The following is a 24199-nucleotide window of genomic DNA, read 5'->3' on the forward strand; positions in this document are numbered from 1 at the left end:
GGGACCCGTAGAATGAGCGGAGACCATTCGGCCCCCCGACCGAAGGCCCGCGCTTGCTTGCACTTGTTGCCGCCCACTTCGCTATCGCCGCGTTCTCCCCTGCCTTCGTAAAGCTCTGGGGCAGGCGCGCTTTCCTCGTTCTTGCCAGCGTCCCGTTGATCACCTTCATCTGGACGCTCACCCTGACCAACCGGATCGCCGACGGCGAAGTCTTGGTCGAAGCCTGGGAGTGGCTCCCGGGTCTCCATCTCGAACTCGCGTTCGCGATGGGCACGTTGCAGTGGTTGATGTCGTTGATCGTCAGCGGCATCGGCGTCCTCGTCCTGGCCTACTGCGCCTGGTACTTCGAGGACGACGACCCTGCGCTTCCGATGTTCACCGGTGTCTTCACCGGCTTCGCCGGCGCCATGCTCGGCCTGGTCCTCGCCGACGACCTGCTGATCCTTTTCGTCTTCTGGGAGTTGACCACCGTCTTCTCCTACCTGCTGATCGGTTCCGACCCCGCCAAGCGGGCCAGCCGCGTGGCCGCGATGCAGGCGCTGATCGTGACCACCCTCGGTGGCCTGGCGATGTTGGTCGGCATGCTGATGCTCGGCCAGCAGACCGGCACCCACCGGATCAGCGAGATCCTGGCCGACCCGCCGTCCGGTGCTTGGACGACGACCGCGGTGATCCTGCTGCTGGTCGGTGCGATCAGCAAGTCGGCACTCTTCCCGCTGCACTTCTGGCTGCCCGGCGCAATGGCTGCACCGACCCCGGTCAGCGCGTACCTGCACGCCGCTTCCATGGTCAAAGCAGGTGTCTACCTCGTCGCCCTGATGGCCCCCGCCTTCGCGATGGTGCCCGGATGGCACGAGATCGTGCTGACCCTCGGTGTGATCACCATGCTGCTCGGCGGTTGGCGCGCGATCCGTCAGTACGACATCAAACTGCTGCTCGCCTACGGCACCGTCAGCCAACTCGGCTTCCTGCTGGTGCTCTTCAGCGAGGGCACCCGGTCGGCCACCCTCGCCGGTCTCGGAATGTTGCTGGCCCACGCGCTCTTCAAAGCGGCACTCTTCCTGGTGGTCGGCATCATCGACCGCAGCACCGGCACCCGTGACCTGCGCGAACTCTCCCGGGTCGGGTCCCAGATGCGGGTCATCGCGATCGCCGCCACCCTGGCCGGTGCCTCGATGGCCGGCCTTCCACCGCTGCTCGGCTTCGTGGGCAAAGAGAGCGTCTTCGCCGCACTCCTCGACGTCGCGCAGGCCCCCAACGGCGACGGCACCGACATCTCGCCGTTCGCCGCCTGGGTGGTCCTGGGCGGCATCCTGGTCGGCTCCGTCTTCACCGTCGCCTACACCGCCCGCTTCCTGTGGGGCGCCTTCGCGGCCAAGCCCGACACCGCGCCGACGGTGGTGCGCCCGATCCCGATCGGCTTCGCGGCCAGCCCGGTCCTACTCGCCGGGGCGACCTTCGTCCTCGGCTTCGTCGGCCCGGCACTGACCCACCTCTTCGAGCCGCACCTCGACCGCTATCCGGAGGGCTACCACCACGCCGAGCTGGCGTTGTGGCACGGGCTCGGGCTGCCGCTGCTCTTCTCGCTGCTCGTCTTCCTGTTGGGCACCTGGCTCTTCACCAAGCGGATCAGCTTCTCCCAGTTGCAGGCCACGCTCTCGCCGCAGCGCAGCGCGGACGGCGCCTACCGGGCTGTGATGAGGATGGTCGACCGCACCGCCGTCGAGGTGACCGGTCTCGCGCAACGAGGCTCGGTCGCCGCCTACCTCGCCATCATCCTGCTGGTCGTGCTGGCGGTTCCCGGCGCTGTCCTGGTCCGCTCGCTCGGCGACGACTACGAGGTGATCCTCTGGGACAACCCCGTGCAGGCCGTGGTCGGCGCGCTGACCGTCATCGCCGGGTTCTTCGCCGTGCGTTCGCGCCGCCGGATGCGTGCGGTCATCCTGGTCGGGATCACCGGCTACGGCACCGCGATGCTCTTCCTGCTGCACGGCGCCCCGGACCTTGCGTTGACCCAGATCCTGGTGGAGACCACCAGCCTGGTCGTCTTCGTGCTGGTGCTGCGGCGTCTCCCCGAGTACTTCACGGACCGGCCACTCAGCCCCCGCCGCTATCTGCGGATGGCGTTGGGCGCCGCGGTCGGCATCGCCGTCGCCGGCTTCATGCTGCTGACCACCAACGCCCGCAGCGAGGACCCGGTCTCCGTCGGCTTCCCCGGACCGGCCCTGGAGTACGGCGGTGGCCGCAGCATCGTCAGCGTGACGCTGGTCGATATCCGAGCCTGGGACACGATGGGCGAGATCTCGGTTCTGGTCGCAGCGGCGACCGGCGTCGCCAGCCTGATCTTCTTGGACACCCGGATCGCCGGCATCCGCCGGGTCTACGAGATTCCGTACCCCGACACCGTGCAGAAGATCCCGACCGCGCCCGGTCGCCGAGTCTGGCTGCCGGGGCCCCGGACCCTGAGCCCGGACCGCCGCTCGATCATTTTCGAGGTCGTCACCCGGTTGATCTTCCACACCATGGTCCTGCTCTCGATCTACCTACTGCTCGCCGGCCACAACCACGTCGGCGGTGGCTTCGCAGCCGGCATGGTGGTCGGCCTGGCCCTGATGGTCCGGTACCTGGCCGGTGGTCGCTACGAGCTCGACGAGGCGGCCCCGATCGACGCGGGTGTGCTGATGGGCTTCGGTCTCTTCGTCGCCACCGCGGCCGCGCTCCTCCCGCTGGGCTTCGGCGGCGCGGTGCTGCAGAGCGCGGAATTCACCTTCCATCTCGGCGTCCTGGGCGAACCGCACCTGGTCACCTCCGTCCTCTTCGACGTCGGTGTCTACCTGGTCGTGATCGGACTGATCCTCGACCTGCTGCGTACCCTCGGCTCCCGCCTCGACCGGCAGATCCTGCGCGAAGAGCGGGCCGAAGAACAGGCGTTGCGACTATGAGCCTCCTACCGCCCCACCCCGGAGGTGGCCGATGAACGCCAACCTGACCTTGATCCTGGTCGCGTCCAGCCTGATCGGCGCGGGCGTCTACCTGATCCTCGAGCGCAGCCTCACCCGCGTCCTGATCGGCCTGGTGATGATGAGCAACGGCGTCAACCTGCTCTTCATGATCGCCTCCGGACCTGCCGGCAACGCGCCGGTGATCGGCAGTAGTGACGTCGAGGACATGGCTGATCCACTACCTCAGGCGCTGGTCCTGACCGCCATCGTGATCACCCTGGGCACCATCGCCTTCCTCCTGGCGATGGCACACCGCAGTTGGCAGCTGAACGGCAACGACGACGTCCAGGACGACGTCGAGGATGCCGCGATCCGTCGTCTGGCTGCAGCCGACGAAGCGTCCGACAGCCACGACCTGTCGATGGGAGCGACCGAAGAGGACGCCGCCACCGACGAGGTCTACGAAGAGGAAGGCACCACAGCATGAACGATCTGAGTTGGATGGTTCCGCTGCCCGTCGTGCTGCCGCTTCTCGGTGCCGGGCTCACGCTGACCTTCTCGCACCGCCCGCGGGCGCAGCAGATCGTCACCATCACGGTGTTGAGCATGGTCGTGGCGATCGCCGCAGCGCTGCTCGTGGCCGCCGACCAGAACGGCCCCCAGGTGCTGTGGTTGGGCGGCTGGGAGTCCCCGCTGGGCATCGCGCTGGTCGCCGACAGGCTGGCCACCCTGATGTTGCTGGTCTCTGCGGTGGTCACCCTGCTGGTTCTGCTCTACTCCCTCGGTCAGGGCATGACCGGAGATGAGAGCGAGACCCCGGTCTCGGTCTACCACCCGACCTTCCTGGTTCTGGTCGCCGGCGTTGCGAACGCCTTCTTGGCCGGAGACCTGTTCAACCTCTTCGTCGCGTTCGAGATGCTGCTCTTCGCCAGCTACGTGCTGCTCACCCTGGGCGGCACCGGTGCCCGGATCCGGGCCGGGACGATCTACGTGGTCGTCAACATCCTGTCCTCCAGCCTGTTCCTGATCTCGCTGGCCGCGGTCTACGCGGCGACCGGATCGCTGAACCTGGCTCAGCTCGCCGTCCGTTTGGAGTCGACGCCGAGCGACGTCGCGCTGATCCTGCAGCTGTTGCTGCTCACCACGTTCGCGATCAAAGCCGCGGTCTTCCCGCTCTCCTTCTGGCTCCCGGACAGCTACCCCACCGCCCCCGCCCCGGTCACCGCCGTCTTCGCCGGCTTGCTGACCAAGGTCGGTGTCTACGCGATCCTGCGCGTCCAGACGCTGCTCTTCCCCGACTCCGCACTCTCCGACCTGCTGCTCTGGGCCGCGTTGCTGACCATGGTCGTCGGCATCCTCGGCGCGGTCGCCCAGTCGGACATCAAACGTATGTTGTCGTTCACGCTGGTCAGCCACATCGGCTACATGATCTTCGGGATCGGCCTGGCCAGTAAGGCCGGGATCTCCGGCGCGATCTTCTACGTGGCGCACCACATCACGATCCAGACCGCGCTCTTCCTGGTGGTCGGTCTGATCGAACGTCGGGCAGGGAGTACCCACCTGTTGCGCCTCGGCGGTCTGGTGCGGATCTCGCCGCTGCTCGCACTGCTCTTCTTCGTCCCGGCGATGAACCTGGCCGGCATCCCGCCGATGTCGGGCTTCATCGGCAAGGTCGGGCTGCTCCAGGCCGGACTCGCGGACGGCGGCTGGCTGGCGATCGTGCTGGTGATCGGCGGCGTACTGACCAGCCTGCTGACCCTCTACGCGATCGCCAAGACCTGGGCACTGGCGTTCTGGCGCACGCCGGAGCAGGCTCACGAGATGGCCCGTGCCCTGCCCGAGATGGAAGGCGGCCCCGAGCACACCGACCAGGGGATGGTCGTGCACCGCGACCATGTCCACGTCGCCGGTACCGCGTTCGGCCGGGTCGACCTGGAGAACGCCCGGCGGGTGGTCGACGACGAGTCGCCAGACCGCGACCTCTACCAACTGCTCCGTGACGGCGCCCTGCCCAGCAGGCTGCCCGGTTCGATGGTCGGACCGACCGCCGTCCTGATCGGGTTCAGCCTGCTGCTCACCCTGGTCGCCGGCCCCCTGTTCGCCTTCACCGACCGGGCGGCCGAGGACCTGATGGAGCGGACGCCGTATCTCTCCTCGGTGCTGGGAGACGACTCATGAGCCCCGAACTCCGCACCCGCCGCGACGGCAGCGTCCGTCCGGCGCGGTACCGCTCGTTGCAGTGGCCCGTCGTCGTCTGGATGACCCTGGTCTGGATGGCGCTGTGGCGCAGCTTCACCTGGGGCAACGCCGTCCTCGGCGTGGTGGTCGCGGTCCTGATCTGCCTGGTCTTCCCGTTGCCGCCGTTGCGGATGCAGTTACGGCCGAGGCCGATCCAGCTGGCCTGGTTGGTGATCCGATTCGGGTGGGACGTCATCGTCTCCAGCGTCCAGGTCGCCGGCGTCGTCCTGCGGCCGAACCGGAAGCTCCGCAACGCGGTGGTCCAGGTCGACCTGACCACGCCGTCCGACTTCGTGCTGACGGTGGTCGCCGAGATGACGTCGCTGATCCCCGGCTCGATCGTGGTCGAGGCCCGGCGCTCCACCCACACCCTGTTCCTGCACGTGCTCAATGTGCGCAACCTGGCTGAGGTCGAGAAGTTCCGGCAGGCCGTGCTGGCCCAGGAACAGCGCGTCCTGGCGGCGTTCAAAAGCGGTCTTCCGCCCGTACCCACGCCTGAGGAGGCGATCCGATGACCGTGGTCCTGTGGATCACCCTGGGCATGCTCGGGCTGGCCGCCCTGCTGCTGCTGGCCCGCGCCACGATGGGGCCCACGATGTTGGATCGCACGGTGGCACTCGACGTGCTGATCGCCGTGATGATCTGCGGGGTCGGCGTCGAAGCTGCCCGACACGACCACACCTTCACCCTGCCGATCCTGCTGGTGCTCACCCTGCTCGGCTTCGTCGGCTCGGTGAGCATCGCGCGGTTCACCCGCGGTAGCGACGACATCGAAGCAGAGAAGGCGGAGCGATGAACTGGACCACCGTCGCGGACTGGATCGCCGCGATCTGCATGTTGACCGGCGCCACCCTCGCCCTGATCGCCGCGATCGGCGTCCTCCGCCTGCCCGACCTGCTCTCCCGGATGCACGCCGCCACCAAGCCCCAGGTCCTCGGCCTGGTCCTGGTCCTGATCGGCCTGGGCTTCCATTTCCGCGACCTCGAGGTGGTCGGGCTGCTGGCGTTGGTCGGGCTCTTCCAGATGATCACCTCGCCGGTCGCCAACCACATGGTCGCCCGGGCCTCGGTCCGCGCCGGCCAGCTCGACACCGAACGACTCCTCGTCGACGAACTCTCCGGCGTACTCAAGGCGTCCCGCGACGAGCCGCGCGGCGCGCCCTGAGCGACGCCAGGCGTCGAAGTAACGACAGAACCGCCTGATCGAAATTTCGTGCATTGTGCAGCACGGGCGAAATGATCCAAAAAACGATCATTGGCCAGGGAGTGGCGCTATGATCGATATATGGATCAAGCGCTCAAGGTTCTGACGGCCTCTGAGTTGGGAGAAGCGGTCGAACTTGCGCGCAAGGCGCAGGGCCTCACCCAGCAGGAGTTGGCTGACCGGATCGGCGTCGGCCGGATGACTCTGGTCCGACTGGAGAACGGTGCCGGAGTCTCCATCGACACAGTGACCCGGGCGCTGGCGGAATGCGGCCAGGCATTGGCTGTTGTTCCCAAGTTCGCCGTCGTGCGGATCGCAGAGACCCAACCCGACAACGGCGCGACGTAATGGCGCCCAACTCGGTACTCCATGTCTGGCTACGAGGGCGCCGGATCGCAGTACTCGATGAACCATCTCGCTACCGGTACCGCCTGACCTTCGCCCCCGAGGCGATCGAGCGATTCGGCGTCGGAAGCCGCGTCCTGTCACTCTCGTTGCCCATCGGCGCAGATCCCCTCGTCGACCACCCGCACGACCCCACCAAGCGCCCAGTCGCCGCTTTCCTTGAAGGGCTCCTTCCGGAGGGAAACCTGCGCGCTCAACTGGCGGCGCACGTGAAGGTGGCCGTCGTGGACAAGATGGCGCTCCTCGACCACGTGGGCGCAGAGTGCGCGGGCGCGGTTCAGTTCCTGCGCACGGGACACGTGCCCGGAGAAGGGACGGTCACTCCTTTATCCCGCGATGAAGTCACCACGCTGGTGGAGAGCCTGCCCACGTCCAGCGCACCCGATGGCACCCATCTCCACGCTTCGCTCGCGGGCATCCAGGACAAGCTTCTCCTGACGCGTGTCGACGACGGGTGGGGCTGGCCCTCGGACGGAGCTCCGAGCAGTCATCTGATCAAGCCGGAACCCTTGAGCACGCCAGTGCCGCACCTGGTTCACGCCGAACACTGGGCGTTGGAAGTCGCTGCTCGGGTCGGGTTGCCTGCTGCGCAGAGCACGTTGCAGGTCTTCGGCTCCCGCACCGCGATCGTCGTTCGCAGGTACGACCGCGCACCCGATGGGCGGCGTGCACACCAAGAGGATTTCTGCCAGGCCTTGGGCCTCGACCCTTCCGCCAAATATGAGTTGCAGACCAACGCCGGAAATTCCCGGCTGAGACAGCTGGCAGCCCTGGCTGCTCCCCGCGCAGCGAGCCCAGACAGCTTCCGGCGCACGCTGCTCCAAGCCGTCTGCTTCAACGCGCTCATCGGCAACGCGGACGCCCACTCGAAGAACTACTCGCTGATGATCGAAGAGACCGGGGAGGTGAGCCTCGCGCCCTTGTACGACGTCGCCCCAGTCCGCTACCTCAGTCCACGGTTCAAGGGGACAGGCCACCTGATCAACGGGCGCGGCAACCTCGACCACCTCAGCCTGGAGGACCTGATCACAGAGGGCTCCTCCTGGGGCACCTCCCCAGGGAGAGTCAGGAACACCGTGGCTGAGCTGGTGGACGCCGTCTGGGTTGCCGCCCACAGCGTCACTCCGCCCGACGGCGTCCACCAGCTCATCCCCCGCCTCGAAGCGCACTGGGGCAGTAGAGGCTGGCGCTAGCCGCGCCGTCAGGTGTCGGTGCCGCCTAGTGGTAGCACCAACTCGGTGGGACCGTCGGCGGTGATCTGGATCGGGACGCCCCAGTCCTGTTGATGCATCCGGCAAGCGGCCCCTTCGCCGTCGCCGATGTCGCAGGAGGCGGCTCGGGCGGCCACGTGTAGGACCCCTTCGCCGACTCGAGGGTCGAGCTGGAGTTCGCGGCCGAGTTCGATGCCGCGCCCCTCGCCGTCACGGAGCAACGCGGGCGGGGTGGCGGTGACGATGAGTTGGGTGGCCGGGCCGAACCGGTCGTCGACCTTCTGCCCGGGCGGGGCGGTGAACGGGACGCTGAGCCGCACCACTGTGCCCAGCTCTGTCACCGGGCGCTGGGTGCGAGCCTCGAACTCGTCGACCTCGCCCCCTTCGACCAGAGGCGCGATCCGATGCTCACCGGACTCCACCACCTGCCATCCGTCGGCATCGACCAAGCCCGACGGCTCGGCCAGGCCGACCGCGATCGTCTCCAGCAGACCCTGCCGTGGATCGAAGCGTCGGATCGCACCGTTGTAGGTGTCCGCGACCAGCACCCGGTGCTCGGCATCGACGGCGACACCGAGCGGATGCTGGAGCCGCGCCCGCTCCCGGTCGCCGTCCTTGAAGCCGAAGTCGAAGAGGCCCAGCCCGATGGCGGTCTGCACCCGCCACTGCTCGCGGGGTTCTTCCGTCGCCTCGAGCCAGCGCAGCGCGGAGGTCTCGGAGTCGGCGATCCAGAGTCGGTCACCATCGACGGCGAGCCCCGACGGCTGCGCGAACCAGGCCTCGGGCAGAAGGCCGTCCAGCAGGCCCTCGTTGGTGGTCCCGGCGACGATCTCCACGGCACCGGTCCGCGGATCGAAGACCCAGAGTTGGTGCACCCCGGCCATCGCCACCCAGACCCGGTCCTGCCACCAGACGACGTCCCACGGACTGCTCAGCGACGTCGTCGGATCGCCCTGCATCCATTGACGCCCGTCGCCGGCCACCACCCGCTGGTCGCCGCTGGCCAGATCGAGACCCCACAGCCGGTGACCGACGGTGTCGGCGACCACCACCTGGTACCCCACCGTCGCGGCGACGTCGTCCGGAAGCTGGCAGAGGCCATTCGGCTCCGCGAACCCGGTGAACCGCCGCGTGACGGTGCCGCCGCGGAGCTCGACCACGCTGCGCGACCCGGCGTCCGCGACCAACATCGCGTCGTCGACGACGATCGCCTTCGCGGGGAAGCTGAGCTCGGAGTCGCGCGGCGCGGGTGCCACGTACGGCGAGTCGCCCGGCTGCAGCGTGCCGCGCTCGCGATGTTGCTCGACGAGGTCGGCCAGCGTCGCTGCCAATGCATGCGCGTGGCCCTCCCCGGCATAGGTGCCGACGATGTAGCCCTCCGGGTCGATCAGCACCAGCGTCGGCCAGGCACGGGCCGTGTAGGCCTGCCAGGTGATCAGCTCCGGATCGTCGAGGACCGGGTGATGGACCGCGTGCCGCTCCACCGCCCGCGCCAACGCCACCGGATCGGCCTCGTGCACGAACTTCGGCGAGTGCACCCCGATCACCACCAGCTCGTCGGCGAACTCCGCCTCCACCGGGCGCAGCTCCTCCAGGACGTGCAGGCAGTTGATGCAGCAGAACGTCCAGAAGTCGAGCAGGACGAAGCGTCCGCGCAGCTCGCGCAGGGTCAACGGGCCATCGGTGTTCAGCCACCCACGTCCGCGAAGTTCAGGGGCTCGCACTCGTGCCGTCATGCCCTCTAGTCTGCCAACCCACCACCAGCGCTGTGAGCGCCCAGTAAGGTGCGCAAGTATGAGCGACGCCGAAGAGCTGACCGGCTACATCGACATCTGGTGGCAGTCCATCGATGACTTCACCCGACTCGTCGAGGAGCTCGACCCCACTGACTGGGCGAGGGCCACCGACCTGCCCGGGTGGGACGTGCACGCCGTGGTCGCGCACACCGCACACCTTGAGGCGTTGCTGGTCGGGGCGCCCGGCGACGATCAGGTCGACATCGGCGAACCCGAGCACGTGAAGAACCCGATGGGCAGCTTCACCGAACAGGGCGTCGTCGCGCGCCGCGACCGGACGCCCGACGAGCTGCTGGCCGAGCTGCGTGAGTCCGCGACCACCCGGCACACCCAGCACCTCGCATCGCCGCCCACCGACGCGGACGCCGACGCGCCCGGTGTCTTCGGCGCGATCGGTTGGAGCTGGCGCACCCTGCTCCGGAACCGACCGCTCGACGTCTGGATGCACGAGCAGGACATCCGCCGCGCGGTCCAGCGCCCCGGCAACCTCGACTCCCCCGCGGCGCACCATGTGGTGACGATCTTCTCCGCCGCGCTACCGGTCGTCGTCGGCAAGCGGGTCTCCCCGCCGGCCGGAACCAGCATCGCGCTGCACGTCGAAGGCCAGCTGCCGCTCGCCGTGCGGATCAACGACGAGGGCCGCGCCGAGCAGGTCGCCGCCGATGGTGAGATGACCGCACGCCTGCACCTGGGCGTCGAGGCCTTCACCGTGCTCGGCGGCGGACGCCGATCCGCTGCCGACGTCGAGGCCGAACCCGGCGCCGTCACCGTCGAGGGCGACCAGGAGCTGGGCCGCCGGGTACTGGAAGCGCTGGCGGTCACCCCGTGATCTGGACCCTCGCCGACCTCGGCGATCAGACCGGACGCACCTTCGCCGTCACCGGTGCCACCAGCGGCCTGGGTCGCGAGACCGCGCGGCAGCTGGCCCTGGCCGGCGGACGGGTCATCCTCGCCGGCCGTTCGCCGGAGCGGATCGCGAGCACGATCGAAGCGATCCACCGCGTCGCGCCCAAGGCGGAGCTCGAGTCGCTGGTCGTGGACCTGGCCGATCTGGCCTCGGTCCGCCGGGCCGCCGCCCGCTCGGTGCGCCTGGGCGCGATCGACGTGCTGATCAACAACGCCGGGGTGATGGCGACCCCGCAGCAGCGGACCGCCGACGGCCTCGACCTGCAGATGGCGACCAACCACTTCGGGCCGTTCCTGCTCACCGGGCTGTTGCTCCCGCAGTTGGTGGCCACCGGCAGCGGACGGGTCGTGATGGTCTCCTCCGCGATGCACCACCTGGCCCGCAGCGCCCCGCTCGGCGAGCCGCGCGACGCCAGCGGCAGCTACCGACGCTGGCCCGTCTACGCCCAGACCAAGCTCGCCAACCTGCTGATGACCTTCGAACTCCAGCGGCGCAGCGACTCCGAAGGGATCCCGTTGCAGGCGCTCGCCGCCCACCCCGGCTACTCGGCGACCAACCTGCTCTCCTACGGCCAGACGATGCAGCACGGCGGCGCGCTGGCCAGCGTCTTCGACGCCACCGCACGGGCCACCGCGCAGAGCGCGTCGATGGGTGCCCTGCCGACCCTGATGGCCGCCACCGCCGACCTTCCGGGCGGAACCTTCTGCGGGCCCAGCGGCTTCCGGGAGCTCCGTGGCCTGCCGAAGGTGGTCACCCCGTCCCGGCTCGCGCGCAACGGCAACGCCCAACGCGCGCTGTGGAGACTCAGCGAGCAGACGGTCGGACTGAGCTGGCCGTGACGACGTCCGGACTCCCCAGCGTGCTGCGTCCGATCGTGGTCGACGACCACGCCTGGGTGCTCGACCTCAACGAGCGTTTCGTCGACGTCCTCTCCGCGATGGACCTGGAACGCCTGCACTATCTGCTGAATCGCGCCGCCGGTGCGTTCATCATCGAGCACGAAGGCGAGCGGGCAGGTTTCGTGCTCACCTTCGCCCCCGGCGTCGAGTACGACTCGGTCTACTACCGCTGGTTCAGCGACAACCTGAGCGACTTCCGGTACCTGGATCGCGTCGTCATCGACGGCCCGTTCCACCGGCTCGGCCTCGGCTCGAGGGCGTACGCGGAGCTGGAGGCCGACACCGGGCCGCATTGCCCCATGACCCTCGAGGTCAACGTCGACCCGCCCAACCAGGCCTCGCTGGCCTTCCATGCTGGACGTGGCTATCGGGAGATAACTCGGCTCGGTAATGCCGGCAAACAGGTGGCACTGATGCAGCGGACCGGAGAGACTGAAGGGTCTGGTGGTTGAGCCACGCCCAGTTCGGGTAGGAGGCGCACCATCCCCGCCCCGCTCTACCCAGGAGAATCCTCGATGCGCGCCAAACTGACTGCACTGATCGTCGCTCTGGTGGTCCTCGTGGCCACAGCCGTGACGGTCGCGGTCCTGGTTCTCCGCGACGGCGACAAGAGCCCGGCGAGCAGCACCCCGGCCCCCAGCGAGCCGGCGTCGCCGAGCAGCAGCGGCACCGACGAGGAGCTGATCACCCAGCGCGACATCGACCCGGCGGACCCCGCCTTGGACGCGGCGCTCAGCACCACCGTCGAGGACAGCGTCTATCCCAACGTCGGCGACCCCAGCGTCGACGCCCTCAAGTACCACCTGGACCTGACCTGGACGCCTGAGGGGAACAAGCTCGACGGCATCGCCACCATCGCGTTCCGGGCGGCACGCACCCAGGCCCAGTTCCAGCTCGACCTCGGCGAATCGCTGAAGGTCAACCAGGTCGTCCTGGACGGCGTCGAGGTCAAGGCCACCCAGATCGGCAAGGACCTCGTTGTCGAGTCCCCGATCACCACCGACGACCGACACCTGGTCACGATCGCCTACAGCGGCGCTCCGGAGCCGTTCGACGCCCCGACCACCCGCAGCGACTTCACCACCCTCGGCTGGACCGTCACCGACGACGCCGTCTGGACGATGCAGGAGCCCTATGGCGCCTTCACCTGGTACCCGGTCAACGACCAGCCTGCGGACAAGGCCTTCTACGACTTCACGGTCACCGTGCCCGCCCCCTACGTCGGCGTCGCGAACGGCGAACTGCTCGACAAGCGCGAGGTCGACGGCCAGACCATCACCGAGTTCCGGTTGCACTCGCCCGCCTCCTCGTACCTGACCACGATCGCCATCGACGACTACGTGCTCACCCAGGACAAGTCCGCGAGCGGGGTCCCGTTGACCTACTGGACGCCGCGCGACCAGCCGAGCGCGCTGAAGGCGCTGCGGTATACGCCGAAGGCTCTTGCCTGGTTGGAGCGCCGCCTCGGTCCGTACCCGTTCGACCGGCTCGGTTCGGTGGTCGTGCCGTCGGAGTCGGCGATGGAGACCCAGACCACGATCACCTACGGCAACACCGACTACGCCCTGGCGCCGGGCACGGTCCTGCACGAGATCGCGCACCACTGGTACGGCAACATCGTCTCGCCCACCGACTGGCGCGACGTGTGGATGAACGAGGGGATGACCACCTACCTCGAGTTCCTGCTCCGCGCCGAGACCGAGAAGATCGAGTTGTCGAAGGTGTTGCGTGAAGCCGCCCTCTACGAACGACAGAGCCGGGAGGCCGATGGCCCGCCCGGTGACTACGACCCGCGCAGTTTCGCCCAGACCAACGTCTACTACTCGCCCGCGCTGATGTGGCACGAGGTGCGCGAGAAGGTCGGCGAGCAGGACTTCTGGGTGATGGTGCGCGCCTGGCCGACCCTCAAGAAGTTCGGCAACGCCACCCGGGACGAGTACCTGGCCTGGGTACAGAAGCAGACCGGCACCGACCTGAGCGACCTCTTCGACGCCTGGTTGCTCGGCGAGACCACGCCGGCGCGCTGAGTTTTCCCCAATCCGGTCCCTTCCCAGGGGCCGGAACGCGGGTGTCTTCTGGAACCCTCATCCCCAACTCGGAGGGACATCCATGCGCAACCGCGTACTCGCAGCACTGGCCGTGGCCATCGTGAGCCTCGGACTTCTTGCCCCGGCAGGCCCCGTTGCGGCCAGCACCGGCGGCACCCCCGACGGCGAAACCCATCCCAACGTGGCGATGATCGCCTTCTACGACGCCACCGGGCGGTTCCGGTGCTCGGCGACCCTGGTCAGTCCCACGGTCCTGTTGACCGCCGCGCACTGCACCTCGGGCACGCTCGGCAAGACACTGGTCACCTTCGACAGCGTGATCGCCGAAGCGCCGCCGTCGCCGCTGCCGGTGGCCGGCGACGTCACCGCCGGCTACACCGCAGCCGAGTTGGCAGCGGCCGGATACCGGTCCGGGACGGCGTACACACACCCCCAGTACAGCGACTTCACGGATCTGCGGAACTGGAACGACGTCGGGGTTATCGTGCTCGACGCGCCGGTTGTCGGGATCGCGCCTGCGCCGCTCTCGACGGTGGGTGCGGTCGACGCCGTCAAGCAGCCGCGGAAGGCTCTCTTCACCGCGGTCGGTTACGGGACCGAGGTACGCAAACCCGACGCCGGACCCCAGAAGCCGACGCCGATGAGCTATCCACTGATCCGGCGCTACGTGACGATGCCCGGCCAGAAGATCACGCCCCAGATCATCCAGACCAACGGCAACGAGAAGGACCCGTTCGGCACCGGCGGGACCTGCTTCGGTGACTCCGGCGGCTCCCTGTGGCTCGACGGCGTCGTGGTCGGGGTGACCTCCTACGGATACACCGAGAACTGCCGCTACCTCGACGGCTACCAGCGGGTCGACATCCCTGTGGTCCGCAGTTGGCTGGCGAACTTCGGCCTCTGAGATCACCGAGGAGGCCGTTCCGCTCTGCGCATAAATCCTTGCCCCGGACCGTAGCGACGGCGAGGGTCGAAGGATGAAGCTCCTGGTGCTCGGCGGATCGGTCTTCCTCTCCCGCGCGGTCGCGGCTCACGCCGTCGCGGTCGGCCACGACGTGGTCTGCGCGACCCGTGGCCGCTCCGGCGGCGCTCCCGACGGCGCCCGCTGGGTGGCCTGGGACCGTGACGAACCGGTACCCGATGCGCTGGCCGACGAGACCTTCGACGTCGTCGTCGACGTGGCTCGGCACCCCAGCCGGGTCCGCGCCGCGGTCGCCGCGTTCCCCAACAGCCATTGGGTCTTCGTCTCCACGATCAACGTCTACGCCGACGACGCCACCCCCGGTGGCACCCCGGAGAACCTGCCGCTGGTCGAGCCTCGTGACGAGGACGCAGACCTCACCGTGGAGCCTGAGGCCTACGGCCCGATGAAGCGGGCCTGCGAGCTCTCCGTCCTCGACGGCGCCGCCTCGGCCACGATCGTCCGGCCCGGTCTGATCGTCGGCCCGGGCGACCCGAGTGGACGCTTCTCCTACTGGCCGGCTCGGCTCGCTGACGGCGGCGAGGTGCTGGCTCCTGGTTCACCCGACGACGCGGTGCAGGTGATCGACGTCCGCGACCTCGCTGCGTGGTTGGTGCTGCTCGCCGAGCGCCGCACCGTGGCGATCCTCGACGGCACCGGGCAGCCCACCACCCGTGGGGCCGCACTGGCCGAGATCGCTCGTGGCGTGGCGGTAGATCCCCGACTCACCTGGGTCGACCAGTCGTTCCTGCTCGACCGGGAGGTACCACCGTGGATGGGTCCGGGCTCGCTTCCGCTCTGGCTGCCGCTTCCGGACTACGCGGGGCTGGTGAGCCACGACGTCACCGCCTCCTACGCGGCCGGTCTCCAGACCCGCGGCCTCGCCGAGACGGCCGGAGACACGTTGGCGTGGCTGCGCTCCGCGGACGGGATCGCGCCGATAGGTATGGGCCGCGAAGCCGAGGCCGAACTCCTCGCGGACTGGCAGAATCACCGGGCGTGAGCACCCAGCGCCTCTCCGCCCATGAGCTGATCGACCTCGTCCTGGACGCCGACTCCTGGCGTTCCTGGGACACCCCGCCGGTACGCGGCCCGATCAGTGAGGGGTACGCCGCCGAGTTGGCGGCGGCGCAGGAGAAGACGGGGCTCGACGAGTCGATCGTCACCGGCGAAGGGCTGATGCGCGGACGGCGGGTCGCGGTCGTGGCCTGCGAGTTCCGGTTCCTTGCCGGATCCATCGGCCGGGCCAGCGCGGACCGGCTCGTTGCCGGGATCGAGCGGGCCACCGCCGAGGGTCTGCCCTTGCTGGCGGCGCCGACGTCGGGTGGGACCCGGATGCAGGAAGGCACCCCCGCGTTCGTGCAGATGGTGCGGATCAGCGCAGCCGTCGCGCGGCACAAGGCGGCAGGGCTGCCGTATCTGGTCTACCTGCGTCACCCCACCACCGGCGGGGTGATGGCCTCGTGGGGGTCGCTCGGCCACGTCACCGTCGCCGAACCCGGTGCGCTGACCGGATTCCTCGGGCCGCGGGTCTACGAAGCGCTGTACGGCAAGGAGTTCCCCGAAGGCGTGCAGACCTCGGAGAACCTCTATGCGCACGGAATCATCGACGCGGTCGTGCCACCGTCGGAGATCGCGGACATCCTGGACCGGGCACTGACCATCCTTGAGGCACCCCGGCTCGGCATCGAGCCGGTCGCCGCGCCTGAGGCGTTGCCGATCCCCGACGTCGAGACCTGGGACGCCGTCACCCGCTCGCGTCGTCCGGAGCGACCGGGCGTGCGGCGACTGCTGCGCTACGCGGCCTCTGACGTGGTGCCGCTCAACGGCACCGGTCAGGGTGAGTCGGACCCGGGCCTGCTGATCGCGCTGGCGCGGTTCGGCGAGGCGCCGTGCGTCTTTCTCGGCCAGGACCGGCGCGGCCAGACGGCGGCGCACCCGCTCGGCCCTGGTGCGCTGCGCGAGGCGCGACGTGGAATGCGGCTCGCGGCCGAGCTGAACCTGCCGCTGGTGACGGTGATCGACACCCAGGGCGCAGCGCTCTCGGTGGAGGCCGAGGAGGGTGGGCTGGCCGGCGAGATCGCCCGCTGCCTGGCCGACCTGGTCACCCTGGATGCGCCGACGCTCTGCCTGATGCTCGGCGAGGGCAACGGGGGCGGCGCGCTCGCGCTGCTCCCCGCGGACCGGGTGATCGCCGCCCAACACGCCTGGCTCTCACCGCTGCCGCCCGAGGGCGCCTCTGCGATCGTGCACCGCGACCTCGACCATGCGCCCGAGATGGCGCGGGCCCAGCAGGTGCGGGCGATCGACATGCACACCGCCGGTGTGGTGGACCGGATCGTCGCCGAGCTACCCGACGCCGCCGACGAGCCCGAGGAGTTCTGCCGCCGCGTCGGCGGCGTCCTGGAGTACGAGCTGGCTCAGTTGCTGGCGAGCGGCCCTGGCTCCGTCGAAGCCCGCTCGGCCCGCTACCTCTGACCTCCTCCCTTTCCCGATAGTCCCTGACGTTCGGCACCTCAGAACGCCGTTTCTTGGGGCCGAACGTTCGGCAGCGTCGGCGGATGGCAACAACGTGCGACTTGGCGGCGTCGCGGAGAATAGGCGCCATGAGTACGACCGCGAGCCCGTTCGAGCTGCTGCGCACCCTGCTGGGCGACGCCGGGGCCGACGCGCCGGACGAGTCCTTGGTCGAGCTTCGCGACGAGCTGTCGCGCTTCACCCTCGAGTACCGCTGCGCGATGGACGAGGTCGCGACCAAGATCGACATCCTGCGCCGCGACTTCGAGCTGACCCACGACTACAGCCCGATCGAGCACGTGAAGACGCGACTCAAGACGCTCGAATCGTTGGCCGAGAAGGTCCGACGGATCGACTGCCCGCCCGAGCTGCCGATCGTCCGCGAGCAGGTCCGCGACATCGCCGGGATCCGGGTGACCTGTGCGTTCGTCGAGGACACCTACCAGGTCGCCGCGATGCTGACCCGACAGCCCGACGTCGAACTGATCGAGACCGAGGACTACATCGAGTCGCCCAAAGCGAACGGCTATCAGAGCCTGCATCTGATCGTCGAGGTGCCGGTCTACCTCTCCGACCGCACCATTCAGGTACCGGTCGAGGTGCAGATCCGGACCATCGCGATGGACTTCTGGGCCAGCGTCGAGCACCGGATCTACTACAAGTACGCCGGCGCGGTACCTGCCGACCTGGTCGAGAGTCTGCGGGAGGTCGCGCTGACGGCGGCGGACCTGGACCGGCAGATGGGCCGGATGCGGGACGAGGTCGAGTCGTTGCGGCGTCCCTGATTCGGCCGCACCGAGGCCATACCTGCGGTATGTTCGCGAGTCGTGACTGAACAGCCCCGCACCTATCTCGTGACCGGCGCCGCCTCCGGGATCGGTCAGGCGACTGCCGACCTGCTGCGCAACCAAGGCCATCGCGTGATCGGGGTCGACCGGCACCGAGCGGACGTGGTCGGCGACCTCGGCACGGCTGCCGGACGCCGCGAGGTGATCGCCGCGATCCGCGCACAGGCATCGGTGATCCACGGTGTCGTGCCGTGCGCCGGCCTGGCCGGGATCACCGGGGTCGACCCCGAACTCCTGGTCTCGGTGAACTACTTCGGCGCCGTCGAACTGGTGGAAGGGCTGCACGCCGAACTGGCCGCGGCGGGCAACGGCGCCGTCGTCATGCTCTCGTCGAACTCGACCACCTGCCAGCCCGCCTGGTCCGCGCCGGTGGCCAAAGCGTGCCTGCGCGGCGATGAGACCAAGGCACGTGCCGAGGCCGCGAAGGTCCCCGCCGTGATCGCCTACCCATCCAGCAAGGCCGCGCTCGCCTGGTGGGCGCGCACCGAGGGCGTCAAGGCGCGCTGGGCCGGCGCTGGTATCCGGATCAACGCCGTCGCCCCCGGCCTGATCGCCACGCCGATGACCACCGAGGTCAAGGCCGACCCGGTCTTCGGCCGGTTCGCCGACGCCTACCCGACGGCTCTGAAGCGGCCGGGGCGCCCCGAGGAGATCGCCGCACTGATCGGCTTCCTGCTATCGGACGCCGCCAGCCTGATGGTCGGCTCCGTCGTCTACGCGGACGGCGGCACCGACGCGATCAAGAACCCGCGCCGCCCCAGGGGAGTCGCCACCAACCGGCTCGCGTCGTCCGCGTTGGGCAAAGGCATGACCCTCTTCACCCGGTTCTCCTCCCGTCGCGCGAACTGACGCCTTCGTCCACAACCCCGATAGTCCCTGACGTTTCGCCCCTCAAATCGCGAAATTCAGGGGCCAAACGTCAGGGACTATCTGGTGGGAGAGGGTCTGCTGTGGACAGAAGTGGGGCTGGCTGGGTCAGAGCAGGAGGGCGTTGGCCGGGTCCTCCAGGACCGAGGCGACGTCGGCGAGGAAGCGGGAGCCCGCCTCACCGTCGATGTGGCGGTGGTCGAAGCTCAGGCTGAGCGTGGTCACCTGGCGGATCGCCAACGTGTCGTTGCCGTCGGCATCGGTGACCACCCAAGGCTGCTTCTTGATCGCGCCGAAGCAGAGGATCGCCGACTCACCTGGGTTGATGATCGGGGTGCCACCGTCGACACCGAAGACACCCACATTGGTGATGGTGAAGGTGCCGCCCGACATCTCCGCCGGCTGGGTGCGCCCGGACCGGGCGGTCTCGGTGAGCTGTCCGAGCGCCCCGGCCAACTCCACCAGGCTGAGCTGGTCGGCGTCCTTGATGTTCGGCACCACCAGGCCCCGCGGCGTCGCTGCCGCGATGCCGAGGTTCACGTAGTGCCGCACCGCGACCTCGCCGGCCGCGCCGTCCCACCAGGAGTTGATCATCGGGGTCCGGCGCATCGCCGCCATCGCCGCCCGCGCCAGGATCAGCAACGGCGACACCTTGACCTCACGGAAGTCGCGGTGTCCCCGTAGTCGCTCGACGAACTCCATGGTCCGGGTGACGTCGAGCGTGATCCATTCGGTGACGTGCGGGCTGGTGAACGCGGAGCCCACCATCGCCTCGGCCATCACCTTCCGGACCCCCTTGATCGGCTCCCGGGTCTCCCGGACGCCGGGTGCCACCGCTGTCGAAGCAGCAGTCAGGTCGGGAACCGTAGTCAGCGCCGGAGCCGCACTCGCAGCCTGCTCGACGTCGGCCCGCGAGACGCTGCCGTTCGGGCCGGTCGGCGTCAACGAGGTCAGGTCGACCCCGAGATCCTTGGCGAGCTTGCGCACCGGCGGCTTCGCCAAGGCGCGCTGAGCTGCCGGATCGGCCGGAGCGCTCGGCGTGACCGCCAAAGCCGCCACCGGCGTCTGGCCCGCCTGCTGGTCGGCGGTCTGGGTAGCCACCGCGGCGACGATCTGCTCCACCTGCTCGGTCTGCGGCGGGGCGCCCGCGTTGAAGGTGTCGTGCACCCCCGCGCGCGCCACGTGCTCGCCGGCAGCCTCCACCAGCTTCCGGCGCCGACGCTGCGCGCCGCGTTCCGCCGGCGCTCGGCCGACCAGGCTCTCGCCCTCGCCACCACCGGAAGCCGCCGGGTTGGAGAGGTCGATCTCGCCGAGGGGTGCCGCGGGGGCCGGCTGCGCAGGCTGCTCCCCGGCGTCGCCGATCGCGATGATCGAGGTGCCGACCGGCACCGTCTCACCCTCCGCGACCAGCAGGTTCAGCACCGTGCCGGCGTACGGCGAGGGCAACTCCACCAACGATTTGGCGGTCTCGATCTCCACGATCACATCGTTGATCTCGACGACGTCGCCGGGCTTCACCTTCCAGGAGACGATCTCCGCCTCGGTCAGGCCTTCACCGACGTCGGGCAGTTTGAACTCGAACATGCCACTCACTCTCAGTACCCGAAGGAACGGTCGACGGCGTCCAGCACCCGGTCGAGGTCGGGCAGGAACTCCTCCTCGTTGCGGGCCGCCGGATAGGGCGTGTCGTAGCCACCGACACGCAGCACCGGTGCCTCCAGGGAGTAGAAGCACTCCTCGGTGATCCGCGCGGCCAACTCGGCACCCATCCCGAGGTTCATGTGCGCCTCGTGGACGACGACCGCGCGACCGGTGCGCCGCACCGAATCCAGGACCGGCCCCATGTCCAGCGGCGACAGGGTCCGCAGGTCGATCACTTCCAGCGAACGGCCTTCATCGGCGGCGACCTCGGCCGCCAACAGCGCGGTCTTCACCGTCGGCCCGTAGGAGAGCAGGGTGACGTCGTTGCCGCTCCGCTTGACCTGCGAGGTGAAGAGCGGCGGCGGGGTCGCCTCAACGTCCAGCTCGGCCTTGTCGGCGTGGTACTGCCGCTTCGGCTCCAAGAAGATCACCGGGTCGTCGCTGGCGATCGCCTGCTGCAGCATCCAGTAACCGTCGACCGGGTTGGAGCAGGCCACCACCTTGAGACCGGGAGTGTGCGCGAACTGCGCCTCGGGCGATTCGGAGTGGTGCTCGACGGCGCCGATGCCGCCGCCGAACGGGATCCGGATCACCATCGGCATCTTGCTTCGCCCCTGCGAGCGGTAGTGCATCTTGGCGACCTGGCAGACGATCTGGTCGTAGGCCGGGTAGACGAAGCCGTCGAACTGGATCTCCACCACCGGGCGGTAGCCCCGCAGGGCAAGGCCCACCGCGGTTCCGACGATGCCGGACTCGGCGAGCGGCGAGTCGATCACCCGGTCCTCACCGAAGTCCTTCTGCAACCCGTCGGTGATCCGGAAGACGCCGCCGAGCTTGCCGACGTCCTCGCCCATGATCAGAACCTTGGGGTCGTCCTCCATCGCCTTACGGAGCCCGGCATTGAGCCCCTTGGCGAGCGTGATCCGCTGCGTGGCACCCATCAGTGCACCTCCCGCTCGAAGCCGGCGTGGTACTCCTCGAAGACCGCGCGCTGCTGGGCGAGCTCGCCGGTCTCCTCGGCGTAGACGTTGTCGAAGATCGCCGTGGGTACCGGGTTGGGCAGGCTCTTGCAGCCTTCCCGCAGCTGGTGGCCGAGCTCGTCGGCCTCGGCCTGGACGGCGTCGAAGAAGGCGTCGTCGGCGAGGCCGTTGCGACTCAGGTAGACCTTGACCCGCGCGATCGGGTCCTTCAGCTTCCAGTGTTCGAGGTCGTCGTTGAGTCGGTAGCGGGTCGGGTCGTCGGTAGTGGTGTGCGCGCCCATCCGGTAGGTGTAGGCCTCGACGAAGCTCGGTCCCTGGCCGTCACGAGCACGTTGCAGCGCGGCGGTGGCGACGGCGTAGGTGGCCAACACGTCGTTGCCGTCGACCCGGACGCCGGGGAATCCGAACCCGAGCGCCCGCTGGTAGAGCGGGATCCGGCTCTGTCGTTCGATCGGCTCGGAGATCGCCCACTGGTTGTTCTGGCAGAAGAAGACCACCGGAGCGTTGTAGGAGGCCGCGAAGATGAACGACTCGTTGACGTCGCCCTGGGAGGAGGCGCCGTCACCGAAGTGGGCGAGCACTGCGGCGTCGCGCTGTGGGTCTCCGGTGCCGACGACGCCGTCGCGCTGCATCCCCATCGCGTAGCCGGCGGCGTGCAGGGTCTGCGCACCGATCACGATCGTGTAGAGCCCGAAGTTGTGTTCGGCCGGGTCCCACGACCCGTGGTCGACGCCGCGGAAGAGGCTGAGCAGCCGAAGCGGGTCGACACCACGACACCACGCGACGCCGTGTTCGCGGTAGGTCGGGAAGGCGAAGTCCTGCGGGCGGAGCGCCCGGCCGGCGCCGATCTGCGCGGCTTCCTGGCCGAGCAGTTGGGCCCAGAGACCGAGTTCACCGTGGCGTTGCAGCGCGGTCGCCTCGGTGTCGATGCGACGGGTCAGCACCATGTCCCGGTAGAAGCCGCGGATCGTCTCGTCCGGGTCCAGCAGATTGCCGTCGGCGTCGCGGGGTTGGAAGGAGAACTCCGGGTGCTCGACCCGCTCCCCCTCCGGAGTGAGGAGCTGAATCAGCTCGGGGCCGCCGTCAGCCTGGGAGGGTCCGAAGACTTCCACCAGGTCGGGCCCGAAGTCAGCAGGGGTCACGTTGTCGCTCCTTGTCACTACGCCCGGGCTCCGAGATCGTCGGTCGCCCGGCCATCGATTCCCCCGGATTCCCGGGTGTGGGCCCGGGGGTGTGGCAGTGGCGCGAAGGCGCACCGATCGTGTGATCGGCGACACATTCGCGCTCTTCTGCCAAGGTACCGGCAGCCTGGCCGAGTCGGCCAATCCGCTTGGACGCCCAACGAAATCGCCGTCGCCACTCCCCTCCTCGCCCCCGGACGTCATACGTTCAGAGGGAGCGGGTCCATACAACGCATGACGTCCGCACGGGGCGGGGCGGCTAGTCGCAGCCGGGTTCGCCGAGGTCCTCGTGCGCCCGGTGGCTGACCGGCTCGATCTGGAAGGTGACGTGCCGGATACCGAAGTGGTCGGCGACGCAGGCGCTGACCCGGTCGAGCACCTCGCCGACGCCGGCCTGGGCCAGCAGTTCGTCGGTGACGGTGACGTGCGCCGAGAGGCTCGGCATCCCCGAGGTGATCGTCCAAGCATGCAGGTCGTGCACGTCGACGACGCCGGGAACCTCCGTCAGGTGACGCCGCACATCGGCCAGGTCGAGGCCGGCCGGCGCGGTCTCCAGCAACACCGCCGCACTGTCGCGGATCAGCGAGATCGAGCGCGGCAGGATCAGCACGGCGATCGCCAGCGAGGCGAAGGCGTCGGCGCGGTCCCAGCCGGTCGCCCAGATCACCACACCGGCGACCAGGGCGAGTACGGAGCCGAGCGTGTCGGTCGCAACCTCCAGGAAGGCGCCGCGGATGTTGAGCGAACTCCGGTCGGCACGCATCAGGATGAAGAGCGAGACCAGGTTGGCCAGCAGGCCGAGCAGCGCGAAGCCGACCATGCCCGAACCGTGCACCGTCTCAGGGTTGCGCAGCCGGCCGATCGCGGCCCAGAAGAGCCAGCCACAGACACCGAGCAGGACGACCGCGTTGACCAATGCGGCGAGGATCTCGGCGCGGTGCAGCCCGAAGGTGGCCCGCGGCCCGGGCGGCCGGGTGGCGACATACGAGGCGGACAGCGCGATCAGCACCGCCGAAGCGTCGGTCGCCATGTGCCCGGCGTCGGCGAGCAGTGCCAGCGAGCCGGTCACCCAGGCACCGATCACCTCGATCACCAGAACGACGGCGGTCACCGCCAGCACCTTGATCAGGCGGCCCCGATCCGCGGCCCGGCCCTCGGCATGCCCACCGCCGCCGGAGTGCCCGTGTCCGTGCCCGACGCCCATCACTTCGTCCGATCGTCGTGGTGACGCAGCGCTCCGCCGACAGCGTGCTCGGCCTGACGGATCGCCACCTGGAGCAGCTCCAGCGGGTGGTCGTTGGCCAGTCGGTAGAAGACCTTGGCCCCCTCGTGCCGGGTGGTCACCAACCGGCTCATCCGGAGCTTGGCGAGGTGTTGCGAGACGGCGGCCTGGGACTTGCCCACCAGCCCGGCGATCGCGCCGACGGATTGTTCACCCTCGCGCAGGGCGAGCACGATCCGCATCCGGGTGGCGTCGGCGAGCAGCGAGAAGATCTCGACACAGACGGCGATCTCGCTCTCGTCCGGCTCGATCCAATCGTTATATTCGTACATA

General features: G+C 69.0%; 23 protein-coding genes. 17 read left to right on the top strand and 6 right to left on the bottom strand.

Going from position 1 to position 24199, the window contains the following annotated elements:
* The first annotated feature begins 53 nt into the window (after window positions 1–53).
* From ACLM5J_RS03385 to ACLM5J_RS03420, 8 genes are all read left to right on the top strand, one after another.
* Window positions 54–2942 carry a Na+/H+ antiporter subunit A gene (locus ACLM5J_RS03385; RefSeq protein WP_413654618.1) on the top strand — a complete coding sequence of 963 codons (2889 nt, stop codon included), beginning with the start codon at window positions 54–56 and terminating at the stop codon, window positions 2940–2942.
* Between the two features lie 31 nt (window positions 2943–2973).
* A complete protein-coding gene (locus tag ACLM5J_RS03390) occupies window positions 2974–3429 on the top strand; it encodes a Na(+)/H(+) antiporter subunit C (protein ID WP_413654619.1) in 456 nt (151 codons plus the stop codon).
* Window positions 3426–5120 carry a Na+/H+ antiporter subunit D gene (locus tag ACLM5J_RS03395; RefSeq protein WP_413654621.1) on the top strand — a complete coding sequence of 565 codons (1695 nt, stop codon included), beginning with the start codon at window positions 3426–3428 and terminating at the stop codon, window positions 5118–5120. Before ACLM5J_RS03390 ends, ACLM5J_RS03395 begins: the two co-directional genes overlap by 4 nt.
* Window positions 5117–5695, top strand: a complete 579-nt coding sequence (locus ACLM5J_RS03400; RefSeq protein ID WP_413654623.1) for a Na+/H+ antiporter subunit E — start codon at window positions 5117–5119, stop codon at window positions 5693–5695. Before ACLM5J_RS03395 ends, ACLM5J_RS03400 begins: the two co-directional genes overlap by 4 nt.
* Window positions 5692–5976 carry a monovalent cation/H+ antiporter complex subunit F gene (locus ACLM5J_RS03405; RefSeq protein ID WP_413654624.1) on the top strand — a complete coding sequence of 95 codons (285 nt, stop codon included), beginning with the start codon at window positions 5692–5694 and terminating at the stop codon, window positions 5974–5976. The genes ACLM5J_RS03400 and ACLM5J_RS03405 overlap by 4 nt, the downstream gene beginning before the upstream one ends.
* Complete coding sequence (gene mnhG, locus ACLM5J_RS03410; protein ID WP_413654626.1) at window positions 5973–6344, top strand: monovalent cation/H(+) antiporter subunit G; 372 nt, start codon at window positions 5973–5975, stop codon at window positions 6342–6344. The genes ACLM5J_RS03405 and mnhG overlap by 4 nt, the downstream gene beginning before the upstream one ends.
* A gap of 120 nt (window positions 6345–6464) precedes the next feature.
* Window positions 6465–6731, top strand: coding sequence for a helix-turn-helix transcriptional regulator (locus ACLM5J_RS03415; protein WP_413654627.1), 267 nt, complete (start codon window positions 6465–6467; stop codon window positions 6729–6731).
* Window positions 6731–7981 (top strand): HipA domain-containing protein, encoded by a 1251-nt coding sequence (locus ACLM5J_RS03420; RefSeq protein ID WP_413654628.1) that lies wholly within the window; start codon window positions 6731–6733, stop codon window positions 7979–7981. Before ACLM5J_RS03415 ends, ACLM5J_RS03420 begins: the two co-directional genes overlap by 1 nt.
* 8 nt (window positions 7982–7989) lie before the next feature.
* Here ACLM5J_RS03420 and ACLM5J_RS03425 read toward each other — a convergent pair whose 3' ends face one another.
* Entirely contained in the window at window positions 7990–9735 is a 1746-nt protein-coding gene (locus tag ACLM5J_RS03425) for a thioredoxin-like domain-containing protein (RefSeq protein ID WP_413654630.1), read from the bottom strand.
* A 58-nt stretch (window positions 9736–9793) separates the two neighbouring features.
* On the opposite strand from ACLM5J_RS03425, the gene ACLM5J_RS03430 reads away from it, so the two are divergent.
* The 9 genes from ACLM5J_RS03430 to ACLM5J_RS03470 all read left to right on the top strand — a co-directional run bounded on the left by ACLM5J_RS03430 (window position 9794) and on the right by ACLM5J_RS03470 (window position 18824).
* Window positions 9794–10624, top strand: coding sequence for a maleylpyruvate isomerase family mycothiol-dependent enzyme (locus ACLM5J_RS03430; RefSeq protein ID WP_413654632.1), 831 nt, complete (start codon window positions 9794–9796; stop codon window positions 10622–10624).
* Complete coding sequence (locus ACLM5J_RS03435; protein WP_413654633.1) at window positions 10621–11541, top strand: oxidoreductase; 921 nt, start codon at window positions 10621–10623, stop codon at window positions 11539–11541. Before ACLM5J_RS03430 ends, ACLM5J_RS03435 begins: the two co-directional genes overlap by 4 nt.
* Window positions 11538–12053 (top strand): GNAT family N-acetyltransferase, encoded by a 516-nt coding sequence (locus ACLM5J_RS03440; protein WP_413654635.1) that lies wholly within the window; start codon window positions 11538–11540, stop codon window positions 12051–12053. The genes ACLM5J_RS03435 and ACLM5J_RS03440 overlap by 4 nt, the downstream gene beginning before the upstream one ends.
* Before the next feature lie 63 nt (window positions 12054–12116).
* Window positions 12117–13628 carry a M1 family metallopeptidase gene (locus ACLM5J_RS03445; RefSeq protein ID WP_413654636.1) on the top strand — a complete coding sequence of 504 codons (1512 nt, stop codon included), beginning with the start codon at window positions 12117–12119 and terminating at the stop codon, window positions 13626–13628.
* A gap of 82 nt (window positions 13629–13710) precedes the next feature.
* Window positions 13711–14553: a S1 family peptidase gene (locus ACLM5J_RS03450; RefSeq protein ID WP_413654638.1), complete on the top strand. Its 843-nt coding sequence runs from the start codon at window positions 13711–13713 to the stop codon at window positions 14551–14553.
* Window positions 14554–14626: 73 nt separating this feature from the next.
* Window positions 14627–15613: an NAD-dependent epimerase/dehydratase family protein gene (locus ACLM5J_RS03455; RefSeq protein ID WP_413654640.1), complete on the top strand. Its 987-nt coding sequence runs from the start codon at window positions 14627–14629 to the stop codon at window positions 15611–15613.
* On the top strand, window positions 15610–17088 hold the full coding sequence (locus ACLM5J_RS03460; protein WP_413654641.1) for a carboxyl transferase domain-containing protein: 1479 nt from the start codon (window positions 15610–15612) through the stop codon (window positions 17086–17088). Before ACLM5J_RS03455 ends, ACLM5J_RS03460 begins: the two co-directional genes overlap by 4 nt.
* A gap of 128 nt (window positions 17089–17216) precedes the next feature.
* Entirely contained in the window at window positions 17217–17912 is a 696-nt protein-coding gene (locus ACLM5J_RS03465) for a GTP pyrophosphokinase family protein (RefSeq protein WP_413654643.1), read from the top strand.
* Between the two features lie 42 nt (window positions 17913–17954).
* Window positions 17955–18824: an SDR family oxidoreductase gene (locus ACLM5J_RS03470; protein ID WP_413654645.1), complete on the top strand. Its 870-nt coding sequence runs from the start codon at window positions 17955–17957 to the stop codon at window positions 18822–18824.
* A gap of 126 nt (window positions 18825–18950) precedes the next feature.
* Here the strand turns inward: ACLM5J_RS03470 and ACLM5J_RS03475 are convergent, their stop codons facing one another.
* The 5 genes from ACLM5J_RS03475 to ACLM5J_RS03495 all read right to left on the bottom strand — a co-directional run bounded on the left by ACLM5J_RS03475 (window position 18951) and on the right by ACLM5J_RS03495 (window position 24198).
* Window positions 18951–20426 carry a dihydrolipoamide acetyltransferase family protein gene (locus ACLM5J_RS03475; RefSeq protein ID WP_413654647.1) on the bottom strand — a complete coding sequence of 492 codons (1476 nt, stop codon included), beginning with the start codon at window positions 20424–20426 and terminating at the stop codon, window positions 18951–18953.
* 11 nt (window positions 20427–20437) lie between these two features.
* Window positions 20438–21424, bottom strand: coding sequence for an alpha-ketoacid dehydrogenase subunit beta (locus ACLM5J_RS03480; RefSeq protein WP_413654648.1), 987 nt, complete (start codon window positions 21422–21424; stop codon window positions 20438–20440).
* The gene (gene pdhA / locus ACLM5J_RS03485) at window positions 21424–22605 is read right to left on the bottom strand and encodes a pyruvate dehydrogenase (acetyl-transferring) E1 component subunit alpha (RefSeq protein ID WP_413654650.1); all 1182 of its coding nucleotides are present in this window, start codon (window positions 22603–22605) and stop codon (window positions 21424–21426) included. The genes ACLM5J_RS03480 and pdhA overlap by 1 nt, the downstream gene beginning before the upstream one ends.
* Before the next feature lie 298 nt (window positions 22606–22903).
* A complete protein-coding gene (locus ACLM5J_RS03490) occupies window positions 22904–23848 on the bottom strand; it encodes a cation diffusion facilitator family transporter (protein ID WP_413654652.1) in 945 nt (314 codons plus the stop codon).
* The gene (locus tag ACLM5J_RS03495) at window positions 23848–24198 is read right to left on the bottom strand and encodes an ArsR/SmtB family transcription factor (RefSeq protein WP_413654653.1); all 351 of its coding nucleotides are present in this window, start codon (window positions 24196–24198) and stop codon (window positions 23848–23850) included. The genes ACLM5J_RS03490 and ACLM5J_RS03495 overlap by 1 nt, the downstream gene beginning before the upstream one ends.
* Between the last annotated feature and the right edge of the window lies 1 nt (window position 24199).

Origin of the sequence: Nocardioides sp. Bht2 (genome assembly GCF_047308515.1) — a bacterium.
In the GTDB taxonomy this organism is placed as follows: Bacteria; Actinomycetota; Actinomycetes; order Propionibacteriales; family Nocardioidaceae; genus Nocardioides.